This window comes from Paenibacillus ihuae (assembly GCF_001368795.1).
Lineage (GTDB): Bacteria > Bacillota > Bacilli > Paenibacillales > Paenibacillaceae > Paenibacillus_AQ > Paenibacillus_AQ ihuae.
On the sequence record NZ_LN831199.1, the window covers coordinates 198,083 to 209,615 of the forward strand.

9 protein-coding genes are annotated in these 11,533 nt (G+C 53.0%); 5 read left to right on the top strand and 4 right to left on the bottom strand.

Translation table 11 applies throughout. The features are described 5' to 3' along the window. Nucleotides 1–280 (bottom strand): MerR family transcriptional regulator (locus tag AQR02_RS34675; RefSeq protein WP_245237642.1); only part of this gene is annotated, 280 nt, incomplete at its 3' end. Between the two features lie 323 nt (nucleotides 281–603). Between AQR02_RS34675 and AQR02_RS20580 the strand changes: the two genes are divergently transcribed. After that, on the top strand, nucleotides 604–2,082 hold the full coding sequence (locus AQR02_RS20580) for a phospholipase D family protein (protein ID WP_054942675.1): 1,479 nt from the start codon (nucleotides 604–606) through the stop codon (nucleotides 2,080–2,082). Between the two features lie 57 nt (nucleotides 2,083–2,139). Here the strand turns inward: AQR02_RS20580 and cls are convergent, their stop codons facing one another. Continuing rightward, nucleotides 2,140–3,648, bottom strand: coding sequence for a cardiolipin synthase (cls, locus tag AQR02_RS20585; protein ID WP_054942314.1), 1,509 nt, complete (start codon nucleotides 3,646–3,648; stop codon nucleotides 2,140–2,142). Between the two features lie 227 nt (nucleotides 3,649–3,875). Between cls and AQR02_RS20590 the strand changes: the two genes are divergently transcribed. Both AQR02_RS20590 and AQR02_RS20595 read left to right on the top strand, forming a co-directional pair. Next, nucleotides 3,876–4,790, top strand: a complete 915-nt coding sequence (locus tag AQR02_RS20590) for a TetR/AcrR family transcriptional regulator (RefSeq protein WP_054942315.1) — start codon at nucleotides 3,876–3,878, stop codon at nucleotides 4,788–4,790. A 112-nt stretch (nucleotides 4,791–4,902) separates the two neighbouring features. Then, nucleotides 4,903–8,037: an efflux RND transporter permease subunit gene (locus tag AQR02_RS20595; RefSeq protein WP_054942316.1), complete on the top strand. Its 3,135-nt coding sequence runs from the start codon at nucleotides 4,903–4,905 to the stop codon at nucleotides 8,035–8,037. Nucleotides 8,038–8,152: 115 nt separating this feature from the next. Here the strand turns inward: AQR02_RS20595 and AQR02_RS20600 are convergent, their stop codons facing one another. Then, a complete protein-coding gene (locus AQR02_RS20600) occupies nucleotides 8,153–8,848 on the bottom strand; it encodes a TorD/DmsD family molecular chaperone (RefSeq protein WP_054942317.1) in 696 nt (231 codons plus the stop codon). A 328-nt stretch (nucleotides 8,849–9,176) separates the two neighbouring features. On the opposite strand from AQR02_RS20600, the gene moaA reads away from it, so the two are divergent. Further along, on the top strand, nucleotides 9,177–10,178 hold the full coding sequence (moaA, locus tag AQR02_RS20605) for a GTP 3',8-cyclase MoaA (protein WP_054942318.1): 1,002 nt from the start codon (nucleotides 9,177–9,179) through the stop codon (nucleotides 10,176–10,178). A 94-nt stretch (nucleotides 10,179–10,272) separates the two neighbouring features. Here the strand turns inward: moaA and AQR02_RS20610 are convergent, their stop codons facing one another. Then, a complete protein-coding gene (locus AQR02_RS20610; protein ID WP_054942319.1) occupies nucleotides 10,273–10,884 on the bottom strand; it encodes a LysE/ArgO family amino acid transporter in 612 nt (203 codons plus the stop codon). A 227-nt stretch (nucleotides 10,885–11,111) separates the two neighbouring features. Here AQR02_RS20610 and AQR02_RS34680 point away from each other — a divergent pair. Continuing rightward, the coding region (locus AQR02_RS34680; RefSeq protein ID WP_245237643.1) for a GntR family transcriptional regulator at nucleotides 11,112–11,533 on the top strand (422 nt) is incomplete at its 3' end.

The window sequence follows — 11,533 nt, forward strand, 5'->3', positions numbered from 1 at the left end:
TCTCAAAAGCTTCCTGGGGCGTTCCGCCAGCTCCTGCATGCAGGTCCTCCATAGGCTTCTCTTTGCGGGCCTTCAGCAGCCGTACCGCATGCGAGATGCTGATGCCCTGCTTCTCGGTCTGCTCCTTCAGCCAGCGCAGATCTTCGATGTTCTCCTGGCTATACAGCCTGTAGCCGGATTCGGTCCGTTCAGGGGTAACTGCCTGATATCTGTTTTCCCAGGCCCTCAGCGTGACAGACGGAATATCCAGCATTTCGACGACCTGTTTGATAGAGTACACGTAGCACCCCACTCTCTTTCCCTATACCCGCTGCATGATTTTGAATAGTTAAACCTTATACAAATAATCTACACTCATTATACATATGCATAAGTATTATGTCATCAGAGGTTATAGGCTATCCCGGCACGAAGAGAGATAAAAATAACTTTACACAAATTCTGCAACACTATGGAATCAGATATTTGCCGTCTATCTGCTTCACTTCTCCCTCCAGAGCGGTAATAGTTGTTACAAAGCCGGAGCATACCCAGGAGGATCGCCCTATGAATGCAAGCAAACAACCCAGCCCGCAGGAACGGCTGTATCAATCCAGCAACTCTATGACCGGTTCATCCCTCACCTCTAAAAGACGAAAACTCCCGCACCGGCGCATATGGCTGATTGCCGCTGTCCTGCTTATTCTCTGGCTGGCCGGCGTAATGATCTATCAGACCCACAAACCGCTGCCGCCGGGCCTTTCTTATGAGAGCCCTGTTTATCATACTGACAATGTGAGCTTCTTACACGATCTGACCTATCAGGCGGGTAGCGGGGACGAAGAGCGGGAGGAGCAAATTTTGCCGAGAATTCTGCAAATCATCGATGAGTCCCGGCAGTTTCTGGTGATCGATCTGTTCCTGTTCAACGACTATACCCATAAAGACCAGCAGTACCCTGCTGTCAGCCGGAAGCTTGCCGATAAGCTTATCGCCCACAAAGCCGCTTATCCTGCCATGGATATCGTCTTCATAACCGATGAGGTCAACACCAATTACGGCTCCGCCTCCAATCATCTGCTGGATGAGCTGAAATCGGCAGGCATCAAGGTAGTGATAACCGATGTAGATGCACTCCGCGATTCGACGCCTGCCTACTCCGCCGTATGGCGCACCTTCATCCAGTGGTTCGGCCAGTCCGGCAACGGCTGGATTCCGAATCTTATGGCCAGCGAAGGGCCGGATATTACAGCCCGTTCTTATTTAAAGCTGCTCAATGTAAAGGCCAATCACCGCAAAGTTGTGGTCAGTGAGAATACCGCACTCATCTCCTCCGGCAACGTGCATGATGCCAGTGCCTACCATTCCAATATAGCGCTGGAGGTACAGGGCCCGGTTATTGCCGATATCCTGCGGTCTGAGCAGGCTGCGGCCGACCTCTCGGATGCCGGCCCGCTGCTGGGCAAGACGCCTGAATTCACGCAGACGGCTGAAGCTGCCGGCGGTCCGCTGGAGGTACGCTATTTAACGGAGGGCAAAGTATATAAGTACGCACTTGAAGGGATCCGCGGGGCGGAGCAGGGGGATGTCATCTGGATGGGGATGTTCTACCTTGCCGATGATGCCATTATCAACGCCCTGCTGGAGGCATCAGAGCGCGGCGCGGAGGTACGCCTCCTGCTGGACCCGAATCAGAATGCCTTCGGCCGGGACAAGATCGGTATCCCGAACCGCCCGGTCGCCATGGACCTGAACCGGCGTTCAGACGGGAAAATCGGGATCCGCTGGTACAATACCGGCAAAGAACAGTATCATACCAAGCTGATGTTTATCGACAAGGCCTCAGGCAAATCGGTTGTCCTTGGCGGTTCAACCAATTTCACGGCCCGCAACCTCGACGATTACAATCTGGAGAATGATCTCTGGGTGGCTGTTCCGCAGGATCATCAGCTATACACTGAGATATCCGGCTATTTCAACCGGCTGTGGACTAACGAAGGCGCAGAATACAGTCTGCCGCTGGAGGAATATCAGAGCGATGTGACCTGGCTGAAATATGTCATCTTTCGGATACAGGTAAGCCTTGGATTCACAACATTCTAAGAACCGAAAGACAGCAAAAACCGCTGGAAGCCACATAGCTTCCGGCGGTTTTTTTGCTTACAAGAGCGGTGACATCAGCCGTGCCGCTGATTCCAGCAGCCGCTCGAGCAGCCTTTTGTTCATGAAGGTCTCATGCACAATCTGGCGTGTCGACAGCAGGTCGCGCTCAAAATCAGCTACAATACGGGACACGCTCTCGGTCTGCAGGAGCAGCGCGTTCACCTCAAAATTAAGATGGAAGCTGCGCATATCCATATTCGCCGTACCGATAGTGGCGATCTCGCCGTCTGTAATCAGCAGCTTCGAGTGGATAAAGCCCTTCTCGTATTCGTAAATCTTCACGCCTGACTCCAGCAGCGCCGGAAAATAGGAGTGCGAAGCCAGAAACGGCAGCCATTTATCCGGTTTGGCCGGAAACAGAAGACGCACATCCAGGCCGGACATGGCGGCAACCCGCAGTGCGGTCAGGATATCCTCATCAGGGATAAAGTAGGGGCTGGCAATCCATACCGATTTTTCCGCAGAAGTAATCATGGAGAAGAAGATGTTCTTGAGGGCCCGGCGCTCATTGTCCGGTCCGCTGGCAATAATCTGTACTGCCCCGTCCCCGTTTGTAAAACGCAGCTGCGGGGAGAGATAATCCTGCTCCAGTATCTTCTCCCCGGTCGTATGCATCCAGTCCTGCAGGAAAATAATCTGCATCGTCCGCACGGCCTCACCACGGAGCAGCATATGCGTATCGCGCCAGAACCCGTATGTCTTGCTGCGGCTGAGGTACTCATCCCCAACGTTAAGTCCGCCCATAAAGCCGACATCCCCGTCAATGACCACAATCTTGCGGTGATTGCGGTAATTCACCCGGCTGGAGAAAAAGGACGTAGAATTGCCGTACGCCGCCACCTGTACCCCTGCATCCGTCAATTCCTTGAGGAAGGCTTTGGAAAGCTGGATGCTGCCGACGGCGTCATACATAAATCTGACCGTGACGCCTGCCCGGGCCTTTTCAATCAGAATCTGCTGAATGCGTGTTCCGATGTGGTCAGCCCGAAAAATATAATATTCCATATGAATATGATGCTGTGCCTGCCGCAGCTCCAGCAGCAAGGTACCGAATGTCTCTTCGCCGTTGGTCAGAATCCGCGTTTCCGAACTGAAGGAAATCGGTGTCCGGGCCAGCCTTTGTGACAGACCCAGCAGCTTTTGGCGGGAGGGTTCAAAAATAGACCAGTCCTGATGTGTGCGCAGTGCATCATTCTCAATCCGCTCGTAAGCCATCTGATCGCGCTGTGCCTTCTTATCATATTTGCGCCGCTTGAACACGTTTTGTCCAAAGAGGAAATAAAAGACCAGCCCGAGTACCGGAATCAGCGCAAGCAGCAGAATCCAGGCCATGGTTGTGGAGGGATTGCGGTTTTCCATGAAAATGCCAAGCCCGATGGAGATGACGGTCAGCGTGGAGAAAATACTGATGATTGTCCCGGCGGTACTGCCGAAAATGCCGAACCCAAAATAATAAAATGCCAGTAATGCAGCAATAATGACTATAGCCTGCAATCCTCTTCTCATGGGTAACCTACCTTCTCTTTCTACCTACGATCACTAAAATGTCACATTTATATATTACCTGAAGAATACGTTTCTTCCTACTGCAAACCACTGCATAAAGGAAATTACAACAATACTGTAACCTCTGCTGCAACAGGATTTGTATTGTTCCGGAATATATACTATAATCACTTTGACCTTCAAGTCAATAATAGAACCAACAAGTCAGAAAGGAGCTTGACTGTTTCGTGGCTGATAAAAATGCAACTAAAAAAGAGCAGATTATCAAGACAGCAATGCAGCTATTCGCTGTGAAAGGCTCGTCCTCCACGTCCATGCAGGAGATTGCCGAGCTTTGCGGAATATCGAAGGGCAGTCTATACCTGGTGTTCAAGTCCAAGGAAGAGCTGGAGCGCAGCATTTATATATATTGCTTCCGCATGATCCGTGATCCGTTGCAGCGTGAGGAGCAGCAGAGCCGCAGTACCCCAAAAGAAAAGCTGCGCAACCAGGTTGAAATCCTGCTCACCCATGTATACGAGCTGCGCGAATTTTTGCAGCGTCAATTCCAGGAAATCGCCGGAAAGGGCGGAACGGAGGTTCCAGAATGGATCCGCAAGTCCAATGCTCCCCTGCTGCTCTGGTTCCAGAACAAGCTGGAGATCCTCTACGGCCGGGAGATTCTCCCGTACACCGGAGATTTATTCCTGTTCGCAGACGGGATGATTCACGCCTTCATCCGGCTTATCTTCAATCAGGAGTCTCCGGTTGCCATTGCCCGGCTGGCCGATCATCTGGTGGACCTGCTCGACATCGTTGCAGCCGGCTTGCTCACCGGCCGTAAAGAGCCGCTGATTTCCCCCGCCATTCTGGAAAATTGGATGAACGTGCAGGAGGACAGCCAGCGCAGAAATCCGCTGCAGCTGATCAAAGAAATGAAGGCGCTGCTCACAAGTGTTCCGGCAGCAGAGCAGCAGAGTGTAGAAGACGGCCTGGAATCACTGGCTGTACTGGAGAGTGAATTTCTCATGCCGAATCCCCGCAAAGTTATCATCCGCGGGATGCTGGCCAACCTTCAGGAACATCCTGTCCTACACGAGGAGCTGGCCGCCCTGCAAAAATTGATATCGCCCTATATGCCGAATTCATGCGGGTTTCACTAACCCGCGGAGCAAATGGAAGTGGAAGCAGAGAGAAATAACGGATAGGCAGGCAGCACAACATTAATTTAGGGTTTTCCAGCAGTGAAAGCCCGAGAGGAGCAGAATCATACTTATGAAAAGCTTGATTAATTTTTCCCTCAGAAACAAATTCGCGATTTGGCTTCTGACGATCATTATCGTGTTCGCGGGTCTGTACAGCGGACTTACCATGAAGCAAGAGACTCTGCCTAATATCAGCATCCCTTATCTCAGCGTGACTACAATCTATCCGGGTGCAGCGCCTGAGGGTGTCGTAAATGACGTCAGCAAACCGCTGGAACAAAAGCTGCGCAATGTAGACGGCGTCAAAATGATCACCTCCTCCTCACTCGAGAATGCTTCCAGCATTCAAATCGAGTTTGATTACGGAACGAATCTGGACAATGCTACAGCAGCGGTACGCGAGGCACTTAATGACGTAACACTGCCGGATGAGGCTCAGAAGCCGGCCATCTCCCGGTTCAGTCTCAGCTCGCTTCCGGTCATCTCGCTCAGTTTGACGGATAACGGCTCAGCTGATCTGGAAGAGCTCACACGCATTGCTGAGAACGACATCCGTCCTGCCCTGGAAGATATCGAAGGCGTAGCTTCCGTATCCATCGCCGGGCAATATGTGAAGGAAGTCTCCCTTAAGTTTGATCAGGCCAAACTGAAACAATACGGCCTGACTGAAGATACGATCAAAGGTATGGTTCAGGCCTCCTCCCTCCGGGTGCCGCTCGGCTTGTTCGAAATGGAGAAATCGCAAAAAGCAGTTGTCGTGGACGGCAATATCACCACCGTGGACGACCTTAAGAATCTGGCAATTCCGCTGGTGCCATCAGCTGCCGGTACAACTGATGCCGGAGCAGGTGCAACAGGTTCAGCCGGTACAGGTGCAGCGGGTGCTGCAGCCAGCCCAGGATTGCCGACAGTGAAGCTGGGAGAGCTGGCAGCCATTGAGGTTACCGGCAAATCGGAGTCCATCTCCCGTACAAACGGCAAAGAATCCATCGGAATTCAGATCGTAAAGGCCAATGACGCGAATACCGTTGATGTTGTAAACGGCGTTAAGGATAAGACCGAAGAATTGAAGCAGCAATACAAGGACTTGGAACTGACGGTTCTGCTCGATCAAGGCAAGCCCATTGAGGATTCCGTGAACACTATGCTGTCCAAGGCCGCTTTCGGCGCCTTGTTCGCCGTACTTATCATTCTGCTGTTCCTGCGGAATATCCGTTCAACCATTATTTCCATCATCTCCATCCCGTTGTCGCTGCTCATCGCCGTTTTGTGTCTGCGCCAGATGGATATTACTCTTAACATGATGACACTTGGGGCAATGACCGTCGCCATCGGCCGCGTGGTCGATGACTCTATCGTTGTAATCGAGAATATTTACCGGCGCATGACGCTATCCGGTGAGAAGCTGCGCGGCAGAGAACTGATCAGTGCGGCTACGCGTGAAATGTTTGTACCGATCATGTCTTCCACAATCGTTACGATCGCCGTGTTCCTGCCGCTTGCTTTTGTCAGTGGTATGGTAGGCGAACTGTTCCTGCCTTTCGCACTAACCATGGTCTTCTCGCTCATCGCATCACTGGTTGTAGCCATTACCCTGGTGCCCGCACTGGCCCACTCGCTATTCCGTAACGGCCTGAAGAAAGGCAAAAAGAACCATGTGGAGAAGCCGGGTAAAATGGCTGTTGGCTACCAAAAGATCCTGAACTGGTGTCTTTCCCACAAGCTGATTACGTTTGGCGCTGCTGTTCTCTTACTGGCAGGCAGCTTGTTCCTGATCAAACCGATCGGTGTGAGCTTTATGCCATCCCAGGAAGACAAGAGCATAATCATGACCTTCTCGCCAAAAGCCGGGCAAACTGCTGAGGATGTGCAGCAGCAAGGCCTGAAGGCGGAAAAATTTATTTTGGCCCAAGAGCATGTAGTGAACATGCAGTATTCCATCGGGGGCAGCGGGTTCATGGGAATGGGCTCGAACAACTCCGGCCTTTTCTATATCACCTATGACAGCGATACTCCTGATTTCGAAACCGTCAAAGAAGAGCTGATTGAAAATCTGACCAAGGAAGTGCCGGATGGCGTGTGGGGCGATATGTCCGGCATGGCGGGCGGTGGCCTGGGCGGCAATACGCTGACTGTGAATATTTTTGGCGATACACTGGATCAGTTAAAGCCGGTGGCCGATGAGATTGCCGGAATCGTGAATGCCGACACCGAAAACTTCAAGGATGGAGAGACCAGCCTCTCCGAATCGTATGAGCAATATACCGTTGTTGCCGATCAGGCGAAGCTCAGCTCGCTAGGTCTCACCGCAGGACAAATTGCCATGAAGCTGAGTCCGGTCAATACCCGTCCGGTACTGACAGAGGTGGCTGTTGACGGCAAGAACTACAATGTTTACATTGAAGCCGATACCACTAAATACAGCAGTATTCAAGAGATGGAAGCTGCCACATTGACCTCACCGCTCGGATTCACAGTGTCGGTCAGCCAAGTGGCTACCATTGAAAAAGGCACATCGCCGGATTCCATTACCCGCATTGACGGTAAAATGAGCGTCGATGTGACCGCGGATATTATCGCCAGTGATGTAAACAGCGCTTCGAACAGTGTGAAGGAGAAGGTTGAAGCGCTGGATCTGCCTGACGGCGTGACTGTATCCTTCGGCGGTGTAACTGAGCAGATCAATGAAACCTTCGGCCAGCTCGGAATCGCCATGGCAGCCGCGATTGCCATCGTATACTTCGTGCTTGTCGTAACGTTCGGCGGCGGTCTCGCACCGTTCGCCATCCTGTTCTCCCTGCCGTTCACGGTAATCGGAGCCCTCGTCGCTCTGCTCCTGGCCGGAGAAACGCTGAACGTCTCTGCACTTATGGGCGCACTCATGCTGATCGGTATCGTTGTGACCAACGCGATCGTACTGATCGACCGGGTTATTCACAAGGAAAAAGAAGGCATGCCTACGCGCCAGGCACTGCTTGAGGCCGGCGGTACCCGCCTTCGTCCGATTCTAATGACCGCACTAGCCACTATCGGCGCTCTGCTCCCGCTGGTAAGCGGGCTGGAGAACAGCGCCGGCATTATCTCCAGGGGTCTGGGCGTGACCGTTATCGGCGGTCTGGTCAGCTCCACCCTGCTGACACTCGTAGTTGTGCCGGTGGTCTACGAATTCCTGATGAAATTCCGCAGCAAACGGGTTGAGGAGTAACTTCTAGTAATTCTTATAATTTCAAAAAAGGCGCCTTTCCATAAGTGGAAGGGCGCCTTTTGGGTTTTGTGTTCTGGATGAAACTGTGCGGACCAGCTTAGAAATCTCCTCAGGCTTAGGCCATCGTTGCCGTGCTGCTCTCCAGTGAAGCTCTCCAGGCCCGCAGCATCTGCAGATCCTGCGGCAGGAATTCCTCAAGCATATGGCTGAGGCCAAGATAGAGCGGACTGTCCGTCGCCGCATTAAAACGGCTGCAGAACTGCGGTGTCCATTTCAGCAAATGCTCTTCAAGGAACCGTTCCTGAATGTCCAGCAGCTCCATGGCGCTGCGGATGGAGAAGCTGTTAAACAGCATCCGCTCATGCATCACTGCCATGAATTCAAGCTCAATCGCAATATGGTCATCCGCTTCCCCGCTGCATTTCTTGAAGACAATCCCCGCCGAGGCATAGACATCGGAGAGCACATTGCAGAACTCCTGCTCACGGCCGAGCTGCGCTGCTTCGCGTGCAACAAAAAGGCTTACCGGACGCTCATTCATCAGTCTGGTGTACTCAAGGGTCTCCTTCTCGCAGATCATCGGCAGCTCTGACGGGTTCTGACTGCACAGGTAGCGTTTCAATTCCCGTCCACCCTCCGTCATTTCAGCAGCCATGGCCATTTGGCGGTTGGTGCTCCACCGGGCAACGAGTGAAAGCGATGGTTTCCGGCCGTAAAAATCAACTAAGATCTGATATATTAATCCCCGGCTCTCCAGCCAGCGGGTAAAAACCTCCGGTACGACAATTGCTGGAACAGTTGGTATCGTCATTTGTAAAACCTCCCTATTGGTTTGACCGAGGCGCAAGCCTTTAAGGAGCTTAATAACTGCCGCGCTTCCGGTATCATAGCTGTATTCTTTCGCATAAGGTCAACATCATCGCCAAGCCCTTATTCTTGGGCACCTTTATTATATCGAAAATGTTAAGCGCTTTCAGTGAGCATTCTATGACCAATAACTTAAATTGTCGTACTTCTGTCAAAATTAGACTGTGCCTTTCTGCTTCTGTCCCCTATTATTTAGATGGTTATTAGATTGACGGGAGCCATGGTAATCTTTAAAATTTAAATAAAAATGCAACAATAGAAGGGAGAGGCCTATGGAACCGCTGACGGACCCTTTTGGACGTTTACATGACTATATCCGCATTTCGGTTACCGACCGCTGCAACCTGCGCTGCATTTATTGTATGCCGGCGGAGGGAATGCAATTCCAGCCGCAGGACGAGATTATGAGCTATGAGGAAATTACCGCTGTAGTGAAGGCGCTGGCGCCGCTCGGGCTGAGCAAGGTGCGGCTCACTGGCGGAGAACCGCTGGTCCGCAAGGATCTTGAGCAGCTTGTAGCCATGATTGCCGCTATCCCGGGCATTGATGATATATCGCTGACCACCAACGGCCTGATGCTTCCCGCCAAAGCCCTACTCCTGAAGCAGGCAGGACTGTCACGGGTGAACATCAGCCTGGACTCACTGAAGCAGGACCGCTTCTCGATGATTACGCGCGGCGGTGATGTCGCCAAGGTGCTGAAGGGCATCGAGGCCGCCGAGGCTGCCGGACTCTCTCCGATCAAGCTGAATGTCGTGCTGATGAAAGGCATTAATGATGATGAGATCAAGGATTTCATCTCACTCACCCTGAACAGCCCGCTGAACGTGCGCTTCATCGAGTACATGCCGATCGGCAGCGCAAGCGACTCCTGGCGGCAGACTTATCTGCCGCTGGAGACCGTCGTTGAGGCATGCACCGCTGCAGGCTGGGAGACAGAGGAAGCAGACATGCCTTCGGGCAACGGCCCTTCGCAGAACCGGCGTGTCGTCGGGGCACGCGGCACCTTCGGGCTGATCCATCCGGTCAGCGAGCATTTCTGCGACAACTGCAACCGGCTGCGGCTGACGGCTGACGGCCATATCAAGGCCTGCCTGTACTGGGCGGATGAATACAATGTCCGTCCACTCGTTCAGGACCCTGCCGCCGTGCAGGCGTTATTCCGCCAGGCGCTCGGCAACAAGCCCCATAATCACGAGATGGCGCTGGCGCTGGAGAAAAAGGCGCAGAGCCATACTCCGACCGCGCGGCGCATGTCGCAGATCGGCGGATAGCGCTGGTATATATACAGAACAAACAGCTCCCCTCCTGCATCAGGAGGGGAGCTGTTTGTGAATGATTATTTCATTGTCCCAGTGCCATCCACGCCTACAATGTTCTCCATAACTGAAGACTCATATAGATCGCAATGGCCCAAATCAGCAAGGCCGACCCCTGATTCATCAGCCGGATCAGCCTGCCTGAAGTATCCGCCTGACCAAGCATCCTTCCCGCTGCCGCCAAGCCCAGGAACCATACCCAGGACACTCCAGCGGTTGCTGCGGCGAACCCCCAGCGCTCCACACCCTCATAGCCGAGGGAGCCTGTACCGATGACACCCACTGTGTCCAGCAGGGCATGCGGGTTCAACAGGGATACGGACAAGGCATAGCCAATCTGCCCTCTAGGAGAGAGCTGTTTCATGTTCCCTGCAGCCGGAGCAGCCGACCATATCTGCCAGCCCATGAACAGCAGGAAAAGAACCCCCGCTCCGTAAACAACAGGTGTCAGCCATTCCAGTGTCAGAAGCAGCAGTGAGACCCCCCCGACAGCAGCACCGATGAGTAGCGTATCACACAGAGCCGCGGTTATAACCACAGGCAGTACAGTGCGAAACCGGGGATGCAACACTCCCTGGTTGAAAACAAATATATTCTGTACGCCCAGTGGTAAAATCAGTCCAAAGGCCAAGATTATTCCGTGTACTATTGCTTGTATCATCCTTCCGGCTTCCCTTCCATCTGCGCTGTATGTCTAACTGGTGCACGGTCAGCTTCAGCCTTCCGCGGCAGTACTGATCTTACACCAGCATCTTTGTTCCGGTAACCATCCAAACTCCGGGGAAACACCCAGCCAAATTCTGAAATGCCTTCAATGCATGATATACTCCGGTTATAAGTGTCCGGTAGCGGACCTGTTATTTATCTTACCAAAAAGGAGCCTGTTCATTGAGACCTGAACATCCGTTAAACCATCCGGCTTCAACTTCCCCGCTTGCGGATACACAGAGAGAATGGGTGCCCGATCCGGCTTCGCCCCTGCCGCTGCACAGGCAAATTTCCGCCTTCCTCATGGCCAAAATCAGCAGTGGGGCCTGGCCTCCAGGCATGAGGCTGGCCCCGCAGCGCGAGCTCTGCCGTCAGCTTGGTGTCAACCGCAGCACTTTAGTAACTGCGCTGGGGGTACTGGCTGAACGGGGACTCATTGAAGGCAGACGCGGCGGCGGAACCCGGGTCACCGCTGTGCAGGCTGACGGGAAGGCTGAAGGCGCTAAGCCTTTCGGCAATTGGAATGACTACTTGGAGGAGGGAACCCACTACCCCAATCTGCCTGCAGTACAGGCTATCAACCGGCTGGAGTATGAGCCGGG